This is a genomic window from Serratia sp. NPDC078593, assembly GCF_050268245.1.
GTDB lineage: Bacteria > Pseudomonadota > Gammaproteobacteria > Enterobacterales > Enterobacteriaceae > JBNNGK01.
Map to the genome: position 1 here is coordinate 82,552 of NZ_JBNNGK010000007.1, position 22,150 is coordinate 104,701.

At 54.0% G+C, this 22,150-nt stretch carries 23 protein-coding genes; 6 read left to right on the forward strand and 17 right to left on the reverse strand.

Annotated features, from left to right (window positions below; translation table 11 throughout):
• Positions 1-71 precede the first annotated feature (71 nt).
• Positions 72-443: a dihydroneopterin triphosphate 2'-epimerase gene (gene folX, locus ACQKDS_RS09970; protein ID WP_399669589.1), complete on the forward strand. Its 372-nt coding sequence runs from the start codon at positions 72-74 to the stop codon at positions 441-443.
• A gap of 36 nt (positions 444-479) precedes the next feature.
• On the forward strand, positions 480-1,388 hold the full coding sequence (locus ACQKDS_RS09975) for a TIGR01777 family oxidoreductase (RefSeq protein WP_399669586.1): 909 nt from the start codon (positions 480-482) through the stop codon (positions 1,386-1,388).
• 34 nt (positions 1,389-1,422) lie between these two features.
• Here the strand turns inward: ACQKDS_RS09975 and hisP are convergent, their stop codons facing one another.
• From hisP to ACQKDS_RS10050, 15 genes are all read right to left on the reverse strand, one after another.
• Positions 1,423-2,196, reverse strand: a complete 774-nt coding sequence (gene hisP, locus ACQKDS_RS09980) for a histidine ABC transporter ATP-binding protein HisP (RefSeq protein ID WP_399669584.1) — start codon at positions 2,194-2,196, stop codon at positions 1,423-1,425.
• A gap of 17 nt (positions 2,197-2,213) precedes the next feature.
• Entirely contained in the window at positions 2,214-2,921 is a 708-nt protein-coding gene (locus ACQKDS_RS09985; RefSeq protein ID WP_399669581.1) for an ABC transporter permease, read from the reverse strand.
• Positions 2,918-3,604, reverse strand: a complete 687-nt coding sequence (locus ACQKDS_RS09990; protein WP_399669579.1) for a histidine ABC transporter permease HisQ — start codon at positions 3,602-3,604, stop codon at positions 2,918-2,920. The genes ACQKDS_RS09985 and ACQKDS_RS09990 overlap by 4 nt, the downstream gene beginning before the upstream one ends.
• A 72-nt stretch (positions 3,605-3,676) precedes the next feature.
• Positions 3,677-4,459 carry a histidine ABC transporter substrate-binding protein HisJ gene (gene hisJ / locus ACQKDS_RS09995; RefSeq protein ID WP_399669576.1) on the reverse strand — a complete coding sequence of 261 codons (783 nt, stop codon included), beginning with the start codon at positions 4,457-4,459 and terminating at the stop codon, positions 3,677-3,679.
• 302 nt (positions 4,460-4,761) lie between these two features.
• Entirely contained in the window at positions 4,762-5,334 is a 573-nt protein-coding gene (locus tag ACQKDS_RS10000) for a UbiX family flavin prenyltransferase (RefSeq protein WP_399669573.1), read from the reverse strand.
• A gap of 123 nt (positions 5,335-5,457) precedes the next feature.
• Entirely contained in the window at positions 5,458-6,975 is a 1,518-nt protein-coding gene (gene purF / locus ACQKDS_RS10005) for an amidophosphoribosyltransferase (RefSeq protein ID WP_399669570.1), read from the reverse strand.
• A 21-nt stretch (positions 6,976-6,996) separates the two neighbouring features.
• Entirely contained in the window at positions 6,997-7,497 is a 501-nt protein-coding gene (cvpA, locus tag ACQKDS_RS10010; protein ID WP_399669568.1) for a colicin V production protein, read from the reverse strand.
• 201 nt (positions 7,498-7,698) lie between these two features.
• The gene (dedD, locus tag ACQKDS_RS10015; protein ID WP_399669566.1) at positions 7,699-8,373 is read right to left on the reverse strand and encodes a cell division protein DedD; all 675 of its coding nucleotides are present in this window, start codon (positions 8,371-8,373) and stop codon (positions 7,699-7,701) included.
• Entirely contained in the window at positions 8,374-9,639 is a 1,266-nt protein-coding gene (gene folC / locus ACQKDS_RS10020) for a bifunctional tetrahydrofolate synthase/dihydrofolate synthase (protein WP_399669563.1), read from the reverse strand.
• 154 nt (positions 9,640-9,793) lie between these two features.
• Entirely contained in the window at positions 9,794-10,702 is a 909-nt protein-coding gene (gene accD / locus ACQKDS_RS10025; RefSeq protein WP_399669560.1) for an acetyl-CoA carboxylase, carboxyltransferase subunit beta, read from the reverse strand.
• A gap of 235 nt (positions 10,703-10,937) precedes the next feature.
• Entirely contained in the window at positions 10,938-11,600 is a 663-nt protein-coding gene (locus tag ACQKDS_RS10030) for a DedA family protein (RefSeq protein WP_399669557.1), read from the reverse strand.
• A 63-nt stretch (positions 11,601-11,663) separates the two neighbouring features.
• Positions 11,664-12,476 (reverse strand): tRNA pseudouridine(38-40) synthase TruA, encoded by an 813-nt coding sequence (truA, locus tag ACQKDS_RS10035; protein WP_399669554.1) that lies wholly within the window; start codon positions 12,474-12,476, stop codon positions 11,664-11,666.
• Positions 12,476-13,486 (reverse strand): aspartate-semialdehyde dehydrogenase, encoded by a 1,011-nt coding sequence (locus ACQKDS_RS10040; protein ID WP_399669551.1) that lies wholly within the window; start codon positions 13,484-13,486, stop codon positions 12,476-12,478. The genes truA and ACQKDS_RS10040 overlap by 1 nt, the downstream gene beginning before the upstream one ends.
• A gap of 151 nt (positions 13,487-13,637) precedes the next feature.
• Positions 13,638-14,759, reverse strand: a complete 1,122-nt coding sequence (gene pdxB, locus ACQKDS_RS10045) for a 4-phosphoerythronate dehydrogenase PdxB (RefSeq protein ID WP_399669548.1) — start codon at positions 14,757-14,759, stop codon at positions 13,638-13,640.
• Between the two features lie 89 nt (positions 14,760-14,848).
• Entirely contained in the window at positions 14,849-15,622 is a 774-nt protein-coding gene (locus ACQKDS_RS10050) for an AraC family transcriptional regulator (RefSeq protein WP_399669545.1), read from the reverse strand.
• A 109-nt stretch (positions 15,623-15,731) separates the two neighbouring features.
• On the opposite strand from ACQKDS_RS10050, the gene ACQKDS_RS10055 reads away from it, so the two are divergent.
• Positions 15,732-16,649 (forward strand): DMT family transporter, encoded by a 918-nt coding sequence (locus ACQKDS_RS10055; protein WP_399669542.1) that lies wholly within the window; start codon positions 15,732-15,734, stop codon positions 16,647-16,649.
• 67 nt (positions 16,650-16,716) lie between these two features.
• On the opposite strand, the gene ACQKDS_RS10060 is transcribed toward ACQKDS_RS10055, so the two are convergent.
• Entirely contained in the window at positions 16,717-18,135 is a 1,419-nt protein-coding gene (locus tag ACQKDS_RS10060; protein WP_399669540.1) for a sensor histidine kinase, read from the reverse strand.
• The gene (tctD, locus tag ACQKDS_RS10065) at positions 18,122-18,796 is read right to left on the reverse strand and encodes a transcriptional regulator TctD (protein WP_399669537.1); all 675 of its coding nucleotides are present in this window, start codon (positions 18,794-18,796) and stop codon (positions 18,122-18,124) included. Before tctD ends, ACQKDS_RS10060 begins: the two co-directional genes overlap by 14 nt.
• Before the next feature lie 123 nt (positions 18,797-18,919).
• On the opposite strand from tctD, the gene ACQKDS_RS10070 reads away from it, so the two are divergent.
• Genes ACQKDS_RS10070 through ACQKDS_RS10080 form a run of 3 tightly spaced genes read left to right on the forward strand, consistent with a single transcriptional unit; the run spans position 18,920 to position 21,882 of the window.
• Positions 18,920-19,900, forward strand: a complete 981-nt coding sequence (locus ACQKDS_RS10070) for a Bug family tripartite tricarboxylate transporter substrate binding protein (RefSeq protein WP_399669534.1) — start codon at positions 18,920-18,922, stop codon at positions 19,898-19,900.
• A gap of 15 nt (positions 19,901-19,915) precedes the next feature.
• Positions 19,916-20,347 (forward strand): tripartite tricarboxylate transporter TctB family protein, encoded by a 432-nt coding sequence (locus tag ACQKDS_RS10075; RefSeq protein ID WP_399669531.1) that lies wholly within the window; start codon positions 19,916-19,918, stop codon positions 20,345-20,347.
• Between the two features lie 11 nt (positions 20,348-20,358).
• Positions 20,359-21,882: a tripartite tricarboxylate transporter permease gene (locus ACQKDS_RS10080; protein WP_399669768.1), complete on the forward strand. Its 1,524-nt coding sequence runs from the start codon at positions 20,359-20,361 to the stop codon at positions 21,880-21,882.
• Positions 21,883-22,150 lie beyond the last annotated feature (268 nt).

Genomic DNA, 22,150 nt, shown 5'->3' on the forward strand with positions numbered 1-22,150 from the left:
CCTTCTACGTTATCATTTCCTTACTTTCCGTGTATTCTGTGCGCAAATCATCAGCCCATGGAGTATCTCAGATGTCATTCAACCAACTCGATGCCATTATCCGTATAAAAAACCTGCGGTTACGTACGTTTATCGGCATTAAGGAAGAAGAGATCAATAACCGTCAAGATGTCCTGATCAACGTGATAATTCATTATCCGGCGGATAAGGCACGCGACAGTGAAGACATCAGCGACGCGCTCAACTATCGCACCATTACCAAAGCCATTATTCGTCATGTTGAAGACCATCGCTTCGCTCTGCTGGAAAAATTAACCCAAGATGTGCTCGATATCGTGAAACAACATCCGTGGGTAACCTATGCTGAAGTAGAGATAGATAAACTTCTGGCCCTGCGTTACGCCGATTCGGTTTCCATGACCATGAGCTATCGCCGGGACTGAACGATTGAGCCTGCTAACCAGGTTTAGGGAGCAGATATGCGTATCTTGATCACCGGTGCGACCGGGTTAATCGGCAGCAGCCTGACGCAACGACTGCTTGCCCTTTCCCATCACGTCACCGTACTGACGCGCAATGTGGCGCACGCACGCAATAAATTGGGGGACGGCGACCTTCATTATTGGTCTACCTTGCAGGATAAAAACACGCTCGATGGGTTTGATGCCGTCATTAATCTGGCGGGCGAACCGATTGCCGACAAACGGTGGAGCAACACGCAGAAACAACGGCTGTGCCACAGCCGCTGGGATTTAACCGAACGTTTAACCTCATTGATTAACGCCAGCGAAGCCCCGCCCTCTGTATTCATCTCCGGTTCGGCCGTGGGTTACTACGGCGATCAGGGCCAGGCGGTGGTCACCGAAGACGAAGCACCGCACGAAGAATTCACCCATCATTTGTGCCAACGCTGGGAATCACTGGCATTACGCGCGCAAAGTGCCGCGACGCGGGTCTGTCTGCTGCGTACCGGTGTTGTCTTGGCCGCTAACGGCGGTGCCTTGGCTAAAATGCTGCCCCCTTTCAAACTGGGGCTAGGCGGCCCGATCGGCGATGGGCGTCAGTATCTGCCTTGGATCCATCTGGACGACATGGTCAACGGCATTCTCTTTCTGCTCGACCACCCGACGCTGCATGGCCCGTTCAATATGGTCGCCCCTTATCCGGTACACAATGAACAATTTGCCGCAACCTTGGCGAACGTGCTCGATCGCCCAGCATTTCTGCGCGTTCCAGCATTGATACTCAAGCTGATGATGGGTGAATCGGCGGTCTTGGTGTTAGGCGGTCAACGCGCCGTGCCGAAACGGTTGGAGGAAGCGGGGTTCAGTTTCCACTATATTGAGTTGGAACAGGCGTTAGAGGCGGTGATTAACCCACAGACGTAACCTAGCGGGCGCAACAATGCGCCCGCTAGGCCAGTTACTTCAATGCGCCGGACAAAAATTGCTGCAAACGGGGGCTTTTCGGTTGGGTAAAAACCTCCGCAGGGGCGCCTTGTTCTTCTATCACCCCTTGATGCAGGAAAATCACGTGGTTGGAAACATGGCGCGCGAACTCCATCTCATGCGTCACCACCACCATGGTTTTCCCCTCTTCCGCCAGCTTTTGCATAATACGCAGCACTTCCCCGACCAATTCAGGATCGAGCGCTGAGGTCGGTTCATCGAAAAGCAACACTTCGGGTTCCATCGCCAACGCACGGGCGATCGATACGCGCTGTTGCTGACCACCGGACAGATGCACCGGGTATTTGCCTCGCGCCCGCGCATCAATGCCCACTTTATCCAGATAGCGTACCGCGCGATCGCGTGCTTCCGCTTTGCTCAACCCCAGAACCTGAATCGGCGCTTCCATCACATTTTCTAACACCGTCATGTGGCTCCACAGGTTGAAATGCTGGAACACCATGGTCAGACGCGTACGTAACAGTTGTAACTGTTTTTTGTCGAAGACGTTTAGCTGGCCATCTTTGTCGCGCACCATGCGAATATTTTCGTTATTCAGGCTAATGGTGCCTTCGCTAGGCTTTTCCAGAAAGTTAATACAACGCAAAAAAGTGCTTTTACCCGAGCCTGAAGAGCCAATAATACTGATCACGTCGCCAGCATGCGCTGCCAGCGAGACGCCCTTCAACACTTCATGCTCACCATAACGTTTATGCAGTTCTGTGACGGCTAATTTAGTTTCCGACATGATTTTATTCCCGTCATTCAACGTTGAGTCACATGCACCATCCAGCGTTTTTCCGCCTTGCGGAACAGACTGATTAGCACATAAGAAATCACCAGATATAACACCGCCGCGATGCCAAACGCGTAAAAGGGCTGATAGGTTGCCGCATTAATGTCACGCGCCACTTTTAACAAGTCGGGAACCGTTGCGGTAAATGCCAGCGCGGTGGAGTGCAGCATCAAAATCACCTCATTGCTGTAAGCCGGCAACGCACTGCGTAGTGCGGAAGGCAAAATAATGCAGCGATACATTTTAAAACGCGAAAAACCATAAGCATTGGCGGCCTCAATCTCACCGTGCGGCACCGCACGGATTGCCCCGGCGAAAATCTCGGTGGTATAGGCGCAGGTATTAAGCGTCAGTGCCAAAATGGTGCAATTCAGCCCGCTGCGGAAAAAAGCGTTAAGCAATTCGGTGCCACGTACCACCTCCAGGCTATACATGCCGGAGTAAAACACCAGCAACTGAACATACAATGGCGTGCCGCGAAAAATATAGGTATACAACCACACCGGGAAACGCACCCAGCGTAACGGCGAGACTCGCGCCACCGCCATCGGAATCGACAGCAGCCCCCCCATGATCACGGAGGCAATCAACAACCACAAGGTGACTGCCACGCCGGTGAAACGATAACCGTCGCTCCACAACAGCGCTTGCCAATACTGTTGCACGATCTCAATCATAGTTCGGCCCTCTTGACGCCCAGTGAATAACGCCGTTCAAGCCACCACAACACGCCATTGGAAACAGTGGTAAAAATCAGATAAACCACTCCAGCCACAATGGCGTAAAAGAAGGGCTGATAAGTGCCTTTACCCGCCAGTTGCGTCGCTTTCACCACATCATTGAGCCCCAAAATCGACACCAATGCGGTGGCTTTCAGCATCACTTGCCAGTTATTGCCGATACCGGGCAAGGCAAAACGCATCATTGCCGGAAACAAGATACGGCGAAAAATCTGCCCGTTGCTAAAACCGTAGGCGGTTGCCGCTTCGATTTGCCCGCGCGGCACCGCCATATAGGCGCCACGAAAAGTTTCGGTGAAATATGCCCCATAAATAAAGCCCAAGGTGATAATACCGGCGCTAAGAGGATCGATATCGATCTGCGACAAGCCTATCGCCTCCGTCACGCTGTTCAAGGCGATTTGCACCCCGTAGAAGATCAGCAACATCAACACCAGATCGGGGACGCCGCGAATCAGGGTGGTATACATGCCAAACACGGTAGCAATCAGGGGGTTTTGAGAGAGTTTACCGCCAGCGCCGATCAGACCAATCACCACCGCCAGTAGTACAGAACTGAGCGCCAGCTCCAACGTGACCAGAGCGCCCTCGAATATCAGTTGGGAGTAGCCTTGCAGCATTTACTTCATCCTGTCGTCATTGGGCATAACCTGGGGGCAATGCCCCCAGGATGGATGCAGTCGTGCGCGGGGTTAGCCGCCGTAGACGTCAAAATCGAAGTATTTTTTCGCAAAGTTGTCGTAAGTGCCGTCTTCACGCATCTCGGCAAAGGCTTTATCGAGCGCTGCTTTCAGCTCGGTATCGGTTTTACGCAAGCCCATACCGGTGCCGACGCCAAAGAATTTATCGTCTTTCACCGCTTCACCGGCGAAAGCGTAATTTTTACCCGGCGGTTGTTTGAGGAAACCGTCACTGCCAGCCACTTCATCCTGGAAAGCGGCATCAATCCGCCCCGAAGCCAGATCGGCGTAAACCAGATCCTGATTCTGGTAAGGTACGACGGTTACTCCCTTAGGCTGCCAGTACGCATTAGCATAAGATTCTTGCGTCGTGCCCTGCAGCACACCGACGCTTTTTCCTTTCAGCGACTCTACCGTCGGCAGGATGGTCGATCCTTTTTGCGCAATCAGGCGCGAGTTAGCAGCATACAATTTGTCGGTAAAGGCAATTTCCTGCTGACGTTTCTCGGTAATCGACAGCGAGGAGATAATAGCGTCAATTTTTTTGGCTTTCAGTGATGGGATCAGGGCATCGAAATCACTCTCGACAAAGGTGCACTGCGTATTGATACGTTTGCACAGCTCTTTGGCCAGATCGATGTCGAACCCAACCAATTCACCTTTGGCATTCTTGGATTCAAAGGGTGCGTAGGTGGGATCGGTGCCGATCTTGAGCGTAGCTGGAATAGCGGCATAAGCGCTGCTGGCCGCAGCCAGCGCTATCGCCAAAGGAAGAGCTAAAAAACGCTTGTTCATACATTTCCCTCAAATTGATTTTATCGATGTCACTACGGACATTATTTCCCCACCAAATCAATTTGCAGTAATCGTGCCACATTGCTTGCGACAGTCGGAGGGAACGGCTCCGAGCGCCACAAAACTGTTTCCGGGGACGATAACCGCAAAATTAAACCGACCATTTAGGGTCGCGCTACGGGCTACAACGCTATGCCAGCGCCATGAAACAGTGTGCGTGGTGACGAGGGATCATTATGGTGCATTCATTGTGCTAATACAGTGCGTTGTTGCACAAATGTGCCAATTTGGGGATTTTTTTGTTAATTAGCGCCTTGCCAACGGGTGAACAAATCTTGCGGTAATTCGATATCGAACTGATCGATAACGCGATTTACCGTTTGATTGATAATGTCGTCAACGCACGTGGGCTGATGATAAAAAGCGGGTACCGGCGGCATGATCAATGCGCCCATCTCGGCGGCCTGAGTCATCAAACGTAAATGCCCCAGATGCAGCGGAGTTTCCCGCACGCACAGTACTAAACGGCGGCGTTCCTTCAATACCACATCGGCGGCGCGGGTTAGCAGACCGTCACTGTAACTGTTGACGATGCCCGATAACGTTTTGATAGAACAAGGTAAGATCACCATGCCCAGCGTTTTGAATGAACCGGAGGAAATACTGGCGGCAATATCACGCGCATCATGCACCACGTCAGCCAACGCCTGAACTTCACGTAGGCTAAAGGGCGTTTCCAGCGCTAAGGTCTGCCTTGCGGCATTGCTCATCACCAAATGGGTTTCTACATCGGCGACACCGCGTAAAACCTGTAACAACCGAACGCCATAGATAGCGCCGCTGGCACCGGAAATGCCGATGATGAGTCGTTTCATGAGGGTGTCTCTGCCAAAAAATTGTAAGGATCTGGCAAACTTTGCCGTAATGGCGTGGGATAAGCAAGTCAGGGAAGGTGAATGCACCGCGGCGGACGCCACAGTGCATTGATTTAACGCGGCTTAACCCTCGTTATGCATTTCCAGGTTTTCCGCTTCGGTCTGACCACGCAACACTTTCGCATCGTCGTTGCGCAGAGATTCCAAATATTCCAAATAGCTTTGGTCGACATCTTTGGTGACGTAAATCCCATTGAATACCGAGCACTCGAACTGGGTAACGTCGGGATTCTCTTCGCGTACGGCCTCGATCAAATCGTCGAGATTTTGGAAAATCAACCCATCGGCACCGATGATCTGACGGATTTCATCTACTTCACGACCATGGGCAATCAGCTCATTGGCGCTCGGCATATCAATACCATAGACGTTCGGGAAGCGGATTTCTGGTGCCGCAGACGCCAGATAAACCCGTTTTGCACCGGCATCACGCGCCATCTCAACAATTTGCTCAGACGTCGTCCCCCGCACGATCGAATCGTCGACCAGTAACACGTTTTTATCGCGGAATTCCGCACGGTTAGCATTCAGTTTACGGCGAACTGACTGACGACGAGCCTGTTGGCCAGGCATAATGAAGGTACGGCCGACATAGCGATTCTTCACGAACCCCTGCCGATACGGCTTATCCAGAATACGGGCGATTTCCAGCGCGATATCGCACGAGGTTTCCGGGATGGGGATCACCACGTCAATATCCAGATCTTCCCACTCGCGCGCAATCTTTTCACCCAACTTTTGGCCCATGCGTACACGGGCGCTGTAGACCGAGATTTTGTCCATGAACGAGTCCGGACGGGCAAAATAGACGTACTCAAACAGGCACGGGTTATTTTTCGGGTTTTCTGCACACTGCCGCGTAAACAGTTGGCCTTTATCGGTGATATACACCGCTTCGCCGGGCGCGACATCGCGTAAGAATTCAAAACCTAGCGTATCCAGCGCCACGCTTTCGGAGGCCACCATATACTCATTACGGCCGTCTTCCAGGGTGCGCTTACCGATCACCAGCGGGCGAATGCCATTGGGATCGCGAAACGCCACCAGACCGTGGCCGATAATCATCGCCACGCAGGCATAAGCGCCCCGCAGTTGCTGATGCATCGCCGTAACGGCGGTGAAGATGTTGTCAGACTCCAGCGGATAATGCGGGAAACGATCCAGCTCAGCGGCCAGCACGTTCAGCAGGATTTCGGAATCGGAGGTGGTGTTGATGTGACGGCGGCCACTTTCGAACAGCGACTGGCGCAGTTCATGGGCGTTGGTCAGGTTACCGTTATGGGCCAGCGTAATGCCAAAAGGTGAGTTGACATAGAAGGGTTGAGCCTCTGAAACGCTGGAGCTCCCTGCCGTTGGATAACGAACATGGCCGATACCCATATTGCCCTGCAAGCGCAGCATATGCCGCGCTTCAAATACATCCTTCACCAAGCCGTTTGCCTTACGCAGGCGGAACCCGTTATGGGCATCAATGGTGACGATGCCTGCGGCATCCTGTCCACGGTGCTGCAGCACCGTCAACGCATCATAAATCGACTGGTTTACCGGCATAAAACCGGCGATACCAACAATACCGCACATGTTGTCTTTTCCTCATCAGCGCTACCGCCCCGGTAAATGGGTCGGTAAGAAACTCGACGTGCTCTGCAGGTAGTCAAAGAACCACCTGATGATATAACTGAACTGGGGGATCAGCTGCGATTGTTTCCAATCTGCGCTCTGTGAAAAACCGGTAAACGTGTCCAGGAAGAACAGGATTGCCGCGACGATCAACACCCCGCGCAATGCGCCGAAACAGATCCCCAACACCCTATCGGTTCCTGACAGCCCGGTTTTTTCAACCAATGAGCTAATCACATAGTTAACAATAGCCCCTACGATCAGGGTCGCGATGAACAAAATGGCAATCGCGATCCCGTTCCGCACCAGTTCATCTTCAAAACGAGTGAAGTAGACGGCAAGGTAAGAGTAGAAATGGCTGGCGACAAAGAACGCACATCCCCATGTCACAAGTGACAATGCTTCGCGAACAAACCCACGGATCAGGCTCACCAGAGCCGAAAATCCAATCACCGCTAAAATGACGTAATCAATCCAGACCATGAACTATTCCAATAACGAATCGCCCCACATCTATTTCGCGGCGAATTCTAACAGAAAAAGAAAACGTTTGCGTAGGGGATTTCCCTACTACGTTACAAATAAAAAGCGGCGATGAAAAATTCTCAATCGCCGCGCCTACATAGCTGTTGTGCCAACCTACACGCCGTTCGGCAAACAACCTGTGGAGCTGAGAAAAACCGCTCAGCGTACGCTGTATGGCTTCACTTGCCCATTTAAGCCGCTGATCGATTTCAACGATGGCAGTGATGATTGCAGTTTCTGCTTCGAGGCGTCAGGCCCAACATAAATACGGGTGATCTCCCCCTGTATCGGTGTTGCAGGTACGCTGAAGGCGCGATAACCCGACAACCGCAACGAAGCAACAATCTCATTAACCTTGGCAGCATTCTTCAGTGCTCCCAACTGCACCACATAAGCCTGTCCTGCTGGCGCTTTCTCTTGCACCGGTTTGGGTTCTGGTTTCGGCTGCGGCTTCACCTCAGGTTTCGGCTGCGGTACTGGCTTTGGCTTGACCTCTTCCGGTTTTGGTTTCGCTGGCTGTGCCGGTTTGGTTTCAACCGGTGGTGCGGTTATCTTGCTCGATTGCTGTGCCGCCTGATGCGATGCCGCTTGGTTAGCCGCCTGTTGCTGGATCAGCGTTCCTGCCCCTTCCGGTGGCTGGGAGGGCAAAGGTTGGCTCACCGGCGGCAAGACGTCATTTTCCTGTGGATCGCCCGGTTTTGGCACCAGCGGAATCGCAGCAAAGTCATCTTCATAATGCTTTTTTTTGCCATCCAGCAGCCCTGGCAGGATAATCACCCCCAGTGCGACCAAAATCACGGTTCCGACCAGTCGATTCTGAAATTTGCTTGCCACTCACACTCCCCGCATTTCGTCTAACGCCGCCATCACCTGCGCAACGGTGTGGAACGATCCACAGACGATCACAATATCTTGATTATCCGCATCCCGCATCGCTTGACGCCAGGCACTTTCCACATCGGCAAACTGCTGCGGTTCCACCACATATTGTGCTAGCTGTTCCGCACTGGCACCGCGCGGGCCCTCCAGTGGCGCGCAATACCACGCATCAACCTGATCCCGTAGGCAAGCCAGCGTACCGGCAATATCTTTGTCCGACAACATGCCGACGACCGCACGCACTTTACCGCCGTTACGGGGTAATTGCGCTAACCGGCTGGCCAAATAACCGGCAGCATGCGGGTTATGTGCGACATCAAGGATCAAAAGTGGCTCATGCTGAACAATCTGAAAACGCCCCTGTAACGTGGCCTGTTGCAAGCCGGTGAAAATCGCCCGTTCATCGATCTCCAGCGCCGAATAGTGCAAAGCCGCCAACGCGGTAGCCGCATTGGGCAACGGTACATTTGGCGTAGGTAAATCGGTCAACAACGTCTCACCGCCCTGCCACTGCCAACGATCGCCCTGCGGGCTGAAGTGCCAGACATCGTCGCGACGATACAGCAAAGCGCCCAACGCATCGGCAACCTGTTGGATAGAGGCTGGCATATCGCCCTCGCCGACCACCGCCGGTTTACCTGCGCGGAATATGCCGGCTTTCTCGCGGCCGATGCTTTCACGATCGTCACCTAACCAATCGGTGTGATCCAGCGCGATACTGGTGATAACCGCAACATCCGGGTTAACGATATTGGTGGCATCCAGCCGCCCACCCAGACCGACTTCCAAAATAACTACATCCAACTTGGCCTGACGGAAGAGTTGCAACGCCGAAAGCGTGCCAAATTCGAAATAGGTCAGCGAGGTTTCGCCACGCCCAGCCTCAATCGCGGCAAAAGAGCGGCAGTGCTCTGCTTCACTCAGTTCTTCCCCTTGAATACGCACGCGCTCGGTATAACGCACCAGATGCGGCGAACTGTAGACGCCAACTCGCAACCCGGCCGCCAGCAGAATCGCCTCCAGCGTACGACAGGTGGTTCCTTTACCATTGGTGCCAGCAACGGTGAATACCGTCGGAGCCGGGGTAAGTAAATCAAGATGCGCCGCAACACGCTGTACGCGTTCCAGGCCGAGTTCGATCGCCTGGCTATGCAGACGTTCCAGATAATGAAGCCACGAGCTCAAAGGCGACGTGGCTTGGGGAATTTGGTGGTTTTGCATGAGTCCCATCACTGAACTTGGGTTCATTAATCCATCAGGGCACCACCCTCACCGCGGTAAAGGCGATGCACTACGTTACAGCCGCCGCTTAGCCACAAAGCAACCGTTGCGCGCCGCAGCGAAAACCCATGCCCGCTGCGGCGGGTGCAACCACTTATCCCTCAGCCGGATTCTCCGGTGCGAGAGTCGGTTGCGCATCATCAAATACCGGCTGCGGCTGGTTGGTCAGCTTAGACAGGATACTGGCCAATGTCTGACGCATCTCAGGGCGACGAACAATCATGTCAATCGCGCCTTTTTCGATCAGGAATTCACTGCGTTGGAAGCCAGCCGGTAATTTCTCACGCACCGTCTGTTCAATCACGCGTGGACCCGCAAAGCCTATCAAGGCTTTCGGTTCCGCGATATTGATATCCCCCAGCATTGCCAGGCTAGCAGAAACGCCGCCCATGGTCGGATCCGTCAGCACCGAGATATACGGCAGACCGCGCTCTTGCATCTTCGCCAACGCTGCGCTGGTTTTCGCCATCTGCATCAGCGACATCAGCGCTTCTTGCATACGTGCGCCGCCGCTGGCAGAGAAGCAAACCAGTGGGCAGTTATCTTCCAACGCCTGCTCGACCGCTCGCACAAAGCGCGCACCAACGACCGAAGACATTGAACCGCCGATAAAGGCGAATTCAAAGGATGCCGCTACCACCGGCATACCGTAAAGCGTCCCTTTCATCACGACCAGCGCATCTTTCTCGCCCGTCGCTTTCTGAGCGGCCACCAAACGGTCTTTATATTTTTTGGAGTCTTTAAACTTCAGCGCGTCTTTCGGCTCCAGTTCACTGCCCAGTTCCACTTCACTGCCTTCATCCAGCAGCGTATGCAAACGCATACGCGCAGACATGCGCATGTGGTGGTCGCATTTCGGGCAGACTTCCAGGTTACGTTCCAGCTCGGCGCGGTAGAGAACCTGACCGCAACTGTCACACTTAGTCCAAACCCCTTCAGGAATGCTCGCCTTACGGGTTTGGGTGATATTGCTCTTGTTTAGAATTCGTTCAATCCAGCTCATCGATGACCTTTCTGTTTGAACCTGGCAGAGACGCCAGTTCGCAGTTCATGCTTTAACAATCCTCCTGCAATAACCGCCAATACAAAAGCCGCTGAGCCCAGTGCGACAGACGCACGGTTGAGCCATTAGCTTTTAGGGCGTTCGCAGGAACAGACCATAAATGCCGCTCATTAAACCATATTGGCTCGACGCTGTGGACAAAAAACTGGTCGAACCGATAGGTTGAGCGATGTTTTTACTGTTTTTGCTGACGGGCCGCCGCGCGTTTATGACGCCATATTTCAATGATGCCCGGCAAAATTGACACCACGATAATAGCAACAATCAGCAGTTTCAGGTTTTCCTGCACCACCGGGACGTTACCAAACAGATAACCCGCATAGGTGAACAACAACACCCAAACAAACGCGCCGATCACGTTATAAGCTGCAAAGTGGCGATAGGACATGTGCCCCATACCGGCAACGAATGGGGCAAAAGTGCGTACGATCGGCACAAATCGCGCTAAAATAATGGTTTTACCACCGTGCTTTTCATAGAACTGATGGGTTTTATCCAAATAGCTGCGGCGGAAAATTTTTGAGTTAGGATTGCTGAATAACTTTTCACCGAACAACCGACCAATGGTGTAATTGACCGCATCGCCCAATATCGCCGCAGTGACCATCAACGCCACCATCGTGTGTACGTTCAAGTCGTTGGTCGGCAGCGACGCCAACGCACCTGCAACAAACAGCAGAGAGTCCCCTGGCAGGAACGGTGTAACGACCAACCCAGTTTCGCAAAACAGAATCAGGAACAAAATAGCGTAAACCCACATGCCGTATTGCGCCACCAGCTCCGCCAGATGCACGTCGATATGCAGAATAAAATCAATAATAAACGTAATGATGTCCATAGGTGTTCTCTTGACGCCGGGTATCTCTGCCCAGCAGATTATTCAGGGAGTTCAGTCAAACATTTAGTCATCAGCCAAAAACAGCGGCCCCATCGATGGCCGCGGCAAGCCGAAACGCTCGGGGTAATCCACCGCCACCAGATACAGCCCTTCTGCTTTTGCCGTCGCGGCGGCCAGATTGCGATCTTTTAGCGCCAGCAGTTCAGCCATCCAGTTTTCATCCTGATTGCCACAGCCAATTTCCATCAAACTGCCAACAATGTTGCGAACCATATGATGTACAAACGCATTCGCCTTAATGTCTACCACGATATATTGCCCGTGGCGCGTAACCTTAACGTGTTTTACATTACGCCACGGCGTACGCGACTGACACTGCACAGCACGGAAAGAGGTGAAATCGTTTTCACCCAATAATGCCTGCGCCGCCCGCTGCATACGATCGGCATCCAGCGGGTGATAAAAGTGGGTCATCCCTTGCTGTAATACCGCCGGGCGATAGCGATGGTTGAAGATGACATAGCGATAGCGGCGTGCGGTAGCGCTAAAACGCGCGTGGAAATCGTCACTCACTTCGCTCACCCAACGCACGGCAATATCCGGCGGTAAATGGGTATTTACTCCCATCGTCCACGCGGCATCCTTGCGGCGGGCGGTGGTTTCAAAATGCACCACCTGCCCTGTCGCATGCACCCCGGCATCGGTACGCCCAGCGCAGAACACCACGATCGGTGCATCGGCCACTTTGCTCAACGCCTGCTCTAGGCAAGCCTGTACGCTAGCCACTTCCTGCTGGCGTTGCCAGCCATAATAACGACTGCCGTCGTATTCAATCCCCAGCGCTATTTTCAGCACCGGTGCTACAGCGTCGGACATCAGTTCAGTTGCTCCTGCAACAAACGTTCTGCGGTTTCAATCGCCATCAATGCACCACCGAAGCGCACGTTATCCGCCACTGACCAGAACTGTAAAATCTCGGGAATACCATAATCATTACGCAGGCAGCCAATGCTCAAGGCATCACTGCCGGATGCATCAGTCACCTGAGTCGGGTAATCATCTTCTTCGCTTAACTGGATATCGTCGGTCTGCTCCAGTTCGGCCCGCGCCTCTTCGGCCGCGATCGGACGCAGCGCTTCCAAATGCACCACCTGTGCATGGCCGTAAAATACCGGAGATTGGACACAGCTCACGGAAATCGGCAGACCTTCATCTTGCAGCACTTTACGCACCTGATCGACGATCAAACGCTCTTCGCGCACGCTGCCTTGCTCATCAGCCATCAGCGGTAACAGGTTGAATGCCAACTGTTTGGCAAACACGCCAGCCTCGGCCGGGATACCGTTAAGCAAGCGGGCACTTTGGCCGGCCAAATCGTCTACCGCCGCTTTGCCACGGGAAGAAACAGACATCAGCGTAGTCACGTGTATACGAGACAATCCCGCCTGTTCGGTCAACGGTTTGATGGCGGTCAGCAGTTGGCTCACCATACTGTCGGCGACCGCGACAATATTACGATTGCGATAATCGGCCAGCACCTGCGGGTTAACGCCCGGCACCACCAGTGGGACATCCGGCTCCAGCGCAAACAGCCCACTGGTGTCGATCACCAAGCACCCCATGTTACCCGCCTCTTCGGCATAGCGGGCAGCGGCGTCGCTGCCAGCGACAAAAAATGCCAACTGTGCCTGCGACCAGTCAAACTCTTCGGCATTCTCCACCAACAGGGACTTACCATTGAAGCGGACCGATTCGCCAGCGCCGCGTTCACTGGCTAAAGGATAGAGTTCGCCCACTGGGAACTGGCGTTCCTGCAAAAGCTCCAGCAACGCTTCCCCTACCGCGCCTGTAGCGCCGAGCAGAGCAATATTCCAGCCGTCTGACATTGGGTTTCTCCCGAGTATTTCATTTAAAAGCAGACGGGCAGTGTCACCACCGCCCGATAATCTTTTGCCGCGCATTGGCGCGACGAGGGTTTAAGGCCAGCGCCGGTATGCAAAGCGCCACCGTTCGAAACACTAAACGGTGCATCACCGCTTATCGCACGTTAAACCCCAGTTTATGGAGTAACGCCGCACTGGCGCTGTCATCACACAACACGCGCAACGACGACCATTCACGGCGTTCCTGATAATGCTTACGCAGACGATCAAACTCGCCCGGCTGCCCCGCCACCTGACGCAACGGCGCATCATCGCGGCGCACATCATACACTAAGTGCATCAATCGTTTTAATTTGCCTTCATCCAGCGCGCCGTTAAGGCGAACCTCACTGAACTCAGGCGTCGGCAGCAGCGACGCCAATTCAATAGATTGCGGCGCACCCAAATGTTGGCTATATGCCTCAAACACCTGGGTGGTGCCACGCGCCTTGCCCTCGAGCGTATAACCGGCAATGTGCGCAGTGCCAATATCGACGCGTTCGAGCAGCGGCAATGACAGCGCCGGTTCCGGTTCCCAAACGTCCAGCACCGTGCTGATTTTTTTGCCCTTTTCCAGCGCTTGTAATAGTGCGGCATTATCCACCACGGCACCACGGCAGGCATTAATCAGAATGCGGTTATCCGGCAACGCAGCCAACAGTTGCGCATCGGCCATATGCCACGAAGCATAAGGACCGCTCTTGTTAAGTGGGGTATGGAAGGTCAGCACGTCCGCTTCCGCGACCAATTTTTCCAAAGAGTGGAACTCACCCGCGTCGCCACGATCGGCACGCGGCGGATCGCACAGCAAGGTGCGTACCCCCAAGGCGGTTAAGCGAGCGTCGAGACGGGAACCCACATTCCCCACGCCAATAATCCCAACGGTTTTATCACGTAACTGGAACCCTTCCCGCTCAGCCAACAGCATCAGCGCAGAGAAAACATACTCCACGACCGCAATGGCATTACAGCCCGGTGCCGCAGAGAAACCGATGCCTGCCTGCTGCAACCACGCTTCGTCAACGTGATCGGTGCCCGCCGTCGCGGTGCCGACAAAACCGACAGGCGTGCCGTTAAGCAGCTCAGCATTAACCTGAGTGACCGAACGCACCATCAGCGCGTCGGCGTCAGCTAACGCGGCCTTGGGGATTGGGCGGCCAGGTACCGCTTGCACTTGCCCCAAACGGCTGAACAGATCAACCGCATACGGCATATTTTCATCAACCAGTATTTTCACTTGTTTCTCCGACAGAATACGGCGATTTCACTACGGCACAGTTTGCCATCGAATAACCCAGAAACCCAACGTTGTTCGCCACAACGATGCTAGGCGCGGCGAAAACGTTCAGGCGTGGTTCCGGCAATTTGCTGGAACATGACAATAAACGCCGAAGCCGAACTGTAACCCACCTCCAACGCCACTTCTTGCACGGTATGGCCTTTTTCCAGCAGCGAGATGGCATGCAAAAATCGCAGCCGCTGCCGCCATTCGCTGAATGACATGCCCAATTCTTGCTGACAACGGCGCGATAACGTGCGCTCGGTGGTATAGACCCGGCGCGCCCAAGCCGCGAGCGAAGCGTTGTCCGACGGGCAGCGCTCTAGCGCCTGTAGCACCGGGCCTAGGAACTTATCCTGCGAGGTAGGCAAATAAGTTTGTTGCACCGGTGACTGATGCAGTTGATCGATCAACACCCGGCACAGCCGCAAATCGGCTTTGGTTTGTGGCACCAGCATCTTACGCAGCAAACAGTCGTCAACAATCGCGCTGAACACTGGCGACACGTGCAGCAAGCACGCCTGCGAAGGCAGCGTGCCGCACAAGCGTTGAGCAATATTGACGGTACGAAATAGCACCGGTTTACGATTATAGCTGGAGTGTTCTACCCCCGGCGGCAGCCAAACGGCAAACTCGGGCGGTGCCAAAAAACGTTGCCCGGTAATGTTTAACGCGATCACGCCATTTTTCACGCAAATCACCTGCCCCCACGCGTGGCTATGCGGCGCGTATTCGGTATCGGCGTTGGTTTCTTCACAGCGGAAAAACAGAGTGCGCGGCGCATCCACGCCGGAAGTCGGATAATTACGTGTTTCGGCCATGGCAAAAGTTGTCTTAATTTCGGTAAATAATGTCTGATTATCACTATATATAACAAACCAGACACGCGTAAACTAGCCAATATCTTGCTTGTTGTTGAGAATGATTATCATGAACGTACTTTTTCCGTTAATGGCGGTGTTGATCTGGTCGATCAACGCCGTGGTTAGCAAAGCCTCTGCGTCCGCCATCGATCCGGCCGCTATTTCCTTCTACCGTTGGTTACTGGCGTTAATCACCCTAACGCCGTTTGTCTTACCGGGTGTCATCCGCAACTGGCAAGCGATTCGTGCCAATTGCGGGAAACTATTGATCCTCGGCCTGCTCGGTATGGTGCTGTATCAAAGCCTGGCCTATTACGCCGCCCACAGCGTCAGTGCGCTGTTTATGGGCATCCTCAACTCATTGATTCCGTTGCTCACAGTGCTGATCAGCATCTGGCTATTACGCGTGGTGCCAACGGTGGGCATTGCCATCGGCGGTATACTGTCGCTGGTCGGGCTTATCTGGTTAGTCAGTAGTGGGCAGCCGGGGCAACTGCTGCAACACGGCATCGGGAAAGGTGAATTGATGATGTTCGCCGCGTCGGCATCCTATGCGCTCTATGGCGTATTGACCAAACGTTGGGCTATCGCCCTGCCGAACTGGCAATCTTTGTATGTGCAAATTCTGTTCGGCGTACTGTTATTGCTGCCTAACTTCCTACTGGCACCCAATGTTGAACTCAACGGACAAAACATACCGCTGGTGTTGTTTGCCGGTATTCCCGCTTCCATCATCGCGCCATTTTTGTGGATCCAAGGCGTGATGCGTCTGGGTGCCAATACTGCGTCAATATTTATGAATCTGGCTCCGGTATTTACCGCGATTATTGCCGTACTGTTCCTGCATGAGCATTTGCACAGTTATCACCTGATCGGTGGCGGTATTACGTTGCTCGGAGTGATTCTGTCGCAACGCTTGCGCACCCCGCTTGGGGGGAAAAAACCGCTGACATCGCCCTCCGTAGAGCGCGTAAACGAGCGCTAGAACTCAGCGCCTTTTATCAGCGCCAGTCAGCTCACACAGGCCAAGTCAGTTTGGCCTGTGTGAGCGTTCAAGATAATAAAGCAAAGCGTATCCGCACCAGTAAACCGCCTAACGCCTCCGAAACCAACAGTTCCGGGCGGGTACCATGATAAGACGAAATATCTTTAACCAACGCCAACCCCAACCCGGCCCCCGGCTGCGCGCCCGCGTTATCCAATCGATAGAACGGTTGCAACGCCTGTAACCTATCTTCCTTGGCAATACCCGGGCCGCTATCTTCGATTTCCAACACGCATGTGCCCTGTAGTTGACTCATCCGCAATCGCGCAGTGACGACGCCATTGTCCGGCGTATATTTCAACGCGTTGTCCAGCAGATTCGCGCACATTTCCGTCAGCAACACCGCCTCACCGCCGATGCGACATATCGCCTCGCCTTCGTAGCCCAAATCAATCTGTTTGCTGCGTGCCTGCGGTAAACGCGAGAAGCAGGCATCACGTAGCAATTGCGCTAAATCCACCGGCGGGAATCGGCGTTCGGTCTGGTGTTCATGCGCTTTCAGCCGTGACAGATGTAACAGGCGATCGGTCAGCGCCACGGTGTTATCCAGCGTTTGGCGCATCGCCAACAGACTTTCGCGCCACTGCTCTGGCCGTTCACTGGCCAACGCCACACCGACCTGCGTTTTCAATACTGCCAGCGGTGTACGCAACTGATGCGAAGCATCTGCGCTAAAGCGCTCCTGACGCGCCACCATCAGCCGCAGCCGTTCGATATATCGGTTGAAGGCTAATAACAGGGGTTGCATCTCTGACCACGGCAACACATTGGGTAGCGGCGTCAACTCTCCGGGATCGCGGCGCAGCATAATGCCTGATAATTTACGCAACGGTTTCAGCAGCTTTTTCAACAATACGAAAGCTAATAGCAGCGTTAATACCACCACCGCTCCCTGGCTTATCAATGCGGCCAGCATCATTTGACGCGCCAGGTATTTACGCGACTCCAACGTTTCCGCCACCAGAATCATCGCCATTCCCATGACACCCGATTCGTTAATCGGCTGATAAAACGCCGCAACGCGAAGAGGCTGCCCCAAATAATCGGCATCGTAAAAATGCACTAATGCAGGATACAGCGTGGAACGCGGAATATTTTTCGGTGGTAAGGGGAGATCGTTATATCCCGAGAGGGTTTTTCCCTCGGGCGAGATCACCTCGTAATACAGCCGATCATTCATGTTGCGCTCGAAGCTGTCGAGCACCACATAGGGCACGTCCACCACCAGCCGCCCCTCTCTTACCACCAGCCGCTCGGCGACGGTGCGCGCCGATGCAAGCAGTGTGCGATCGTAGGCCAGCGTGGCGGCGCTCATGGCGCTGAAATAATGGGTATAAATCGAGATGCCGCCCAATACCGTCAGCGGCAGACCAAAGAACAGTAGCAATTGGTAAAATAGCGAACGCGGCGGGTTAAACCACTTCATTCATCAGCTCCAGGCTGTAACCCAAGCCGCGCAGCGTCACAATTGCCACGTTGCTACCGTGTAATTTTTTGCGCACCCGATGGACATACAGCTCGATACTCTCAGGATTTGCCTCATCGGAGAGGGTGAACACCTGCTCAAACAGTTGCTGCTTGGCGACCGGCCGGCCACGTCGATGGATCAAGGTGGTGAGCACCGCGAGCTCACGCGGCGTCAACGCCAGCGGTTTATCATCCAGCAAAAAGTAGCCTTCATCATGATAGGTCAATGCACCAAATTGCAACGCTTGTTGGGTTACCCCCACGCTGCGACGTAACAACGCACGGATGCGTGCCTCCAGTTCGTCCAGTTCGAACGGTTTGGTGAGATAATCGTCAGCCCCCAGATTTAATCCTTTGACCCGATCGGCGACGTCCGTTCTGGCCGTCAACAGCAAAACCGGCAACCCTTGCCCGCGTTTACGCAGCCGCGCCAGCAAATCCAGCCCATTCAAACGCGGCAGTGCGACATCCAACACCACCAGCGCGTAACGCTCGTTTAATAGCAGATGGTCAGCGGCCAGCCCATCGGCCGCGACATCGACGGCAAACCCGGCGCCGGTCAGCGCCTTTTGCAACCAATGCGATAACTCGGGGTGATCCTCGACTAACAAGAGACGCATATCACATCCTGTAAACTTTTCCGCGTGCTGAAAGGTAAATGAAAGGTTGATGTTTTAACAATTTAGCAACCCCGTGTCAGCGGGGATTCTCACAGTCTGAAAGAAAATACCTAGGGGAAGGCAATGAAAAAAATAATTACCCGTACTCTGACCGCCACCGCGCTGCTGCTGGCAGCTAACCAGGCATTTGCCCTCGATGCACCCAATCGTACCGAATGTATCGCACCAGCTAAACCCGGCGGCGGTTTCGATCTGACCTGTAAATTGATTCAGGTTTCACTACAGGAAACCAAAGCCATCGACAAGCCAATGCGCGTAACTTACATGCCCGGTGGCGTCGGCGCCGTCGCCTATAATGCCATCGTGGCACAGCGCCCGGCTGAGTTTGGCACGGTGGTCGCGTTCTCTGGCGGCTCATTGTTAAACCTGTCACAAGGTAAATTTGGCCGCTACGGCGTGGATGATGTGAAATGGCTGGCGGCCGTAGGCACCGACTACGGCATGATTGCAGTTCGCGCCGACTCACCGTATCACTCCCTTAAGGATCTGATGGAGGCGTTTAAAAAAGATCCGAACAGCGTGGTATTCGGTGCCGGTGCGTCAATCGGTAGCCAAGATTGGATGAAAACAGCGCTGTTGGCACGCGAGGTGGGCATCGATCCCCACAAAATGCGTTATGTGGCGTTTGAAGGCGGCGGCGAACCCGTCACGGCGCTGCTGGGCAATCATATCCAAGCCGTCTCCGGCGATCTGAGCGAAATGGTGCCCTACCTGCAAGGCGATAAAATCCGTGTGTTAGCGGTATATGCCGAGCAGCGTCTGCCGGGTCAACTGTCTGGCGTCCCTACCGCCAAAGAGCAGGGGTACAATCTGGTGTGGCCGGTGATTCGCGGCTTCTACCTTGGGCCCAAAGTCAGTGATGAGGAGTATCAATGGTGGAGCGACACCTTCACCAAACTGGCCCAAACCGAGGAATTTAAAAAGCAGCGTGATATGCGCGGTTTGTTCGAATTCAACCTAACCGGTAAAGAACTGGATGCCTACGTGAAGAATCAGGTCAATCAATATCGCGAACAGGCGAAAGCCTTCGGCCTGGCCAAATAATCTCGGGGGCATACCATGAGCGATCGTATTTTTGCCGTACTGTGGCTGCTGCTGTGCATCGGCGGCCTGTTTATCGGTTGGGGGATCCAAAGCGAATACAGCTATGAACCGTTGGGGCCACGCCCTTTCCCATTGGTTATTCTCAGCTTGATGATCGTGTGTGCCGTGCTGTTGCTATTTCGCCGTCCGCAGCGGATTACATGGCCACATCACACCGTGTTGCGGCGGCTGTTAGTGCTGGTAATTACGCTGGTGTTGTATGCCTGGGGGTTCGAATGGCTGGGGTTTCCTCTGGCGACCGCCCTGCTGACTTTCAGTATCGCGTTGCTGTTTAACGCAAGCGGGTTGGCTGCCGGTATTTCTGGTGCGGTGTTGGGCGTTGCGCTGTATTTCGCCTTTGACCGCTTACTTGATGTCACACTGCCGCTCGGCATTTGGCTGAGCTAACGGGGACGATGATGGAAACCTGGATGTATTTATCTCAAGGGTTTGAGGTGGCGTTAATTCCACAGAACCTGATGATTGCCCTCATCGGCTGTTTTATTGGCACCATCGTCGGCTTACTGCCGGGTTTAGGGCCGATTAACGGCGTGGCGATTTTGCTCCCGCTGGCATTTGCGCTGAAATTGCCGGCAGAGTCCGCATTAATTTTACTGGCAACGGTCTATATCGGCTGCGAGTATGGGGGACGAATTTCCTCAATACTGCTCAATGTGCCAGGAGATGCTGCCGCCATTATGACCGCGATGGACGGTTACCCAATGGCACAGCAAGGCCGCGCAGGTGTCGCTTTGTCGATGTCGGCGGTCAGTTCATTTATTGGTTCAATCATTGCCATCAGCGGTATTATCCTGTTTGCCCCCCTGCTGGCGCGCTGGTCACTGGCGTTTGGTCCGGCGGAATACTTCGCGCTGATGGTCTTTGCTATCGCCTGTTTAGGCAGCATGATGAGCCAAAACCCACTGAAGTCGCTGCTGGCCGCGCTGATCGGCCTTGGGCTGGCAACGGTGGGGGTTGATGCTAACACCGGCGTTTACCGTTTCACCTTCGACAGCGTACACCTTTCCGACGGCATTCAGTTTATCGTGGTAGTCATTGGCCTGTTCTCGGTCAGCGAAATATTGCTGATGTTGGAAGGCACTAGCGGCGGTCAAAAACTGGTGCGTAAAACCGGCCGTCTGCTGTTCAATCGCAAAGAAGCCGCCGAGTGTGTTGGCCCGACGCTGCGTTCATCGGTGGTAGGATTCTTCGTCGGTATTTTGCCCGGAGCCGGGGCAACGATTGCCAGCGCACTGACCTACATGACCGAGAAGAAAATCAGCGGCAACAGCGAGACTTTCGGTAAAGGTGACATCCGTGGCGTCGCCGCACCCGAGGCGGCCAACAATGCGTCAGCCTGTGGTTCGTTTATTCCCATGCTAACGCTGGGTGTACCGGGTTCCGGCACCACAGCGGTGATGATGGGGGCATTGACGCTCTATAACATCACGCCAGGGCCTGCGATGTTTACCGAGCAGCCAGATATCGTTTGGGGGCTGATTGCGGCACTGTTGATCGCTAACGTCATGCTGTTGATCATGAACATTCCGCTGATTGGGTTGTTCACCCGTATGCTGACCATTCCACTCTGGTTCCTGGTTCCGGCGATTGCCGCCGTATCCGCGGTGGGCGTGTATGCCGTTCACAGCACCACATTCGACTTACTGTTGATGGTCGGGTTAGGGGTATTCGGCTATATATTGCGCAAGATGCACTTCCCGATGTCGCCGCTGATTCTCGGCTTCGTTTTGGGGGAGTTATTGGAGCAAAACCTGCGGCGCGCTTTGTCAATCAGCAATGGTAATTTTGGCATTCTGTGGAGCAGCAGTATTGCGCAAAGCTTATTGGTGCTGGCAGTCGCGATACTGATTTTACCGCCGATACTGCGCAAGCTGCGTAAACACCGTAGCCGCACGGTAGAAGCGGCCAAAGCCAAGCCATAATTCTGGGGCAACAGTGGTTAATTGACGGGCGCGGCGTGCCGCGCCCCTACCATAAATCCGCACCGTGCTCGCACACCCTACCCGATACAACATTCACCGTAGTGGCCGGGCATGCCCGGCCTGTATTACATCTTCAACAGCCGTAAAATGGACGCAGCGTGCCACGCCCCTACCATAAAACCACACCGGGCTCGCACAGCCCAGCCGAGACAACATGCACCGTAGTGGCCGGGCATGCCCGGCCTGTATTGCATCTTCAACATCCATA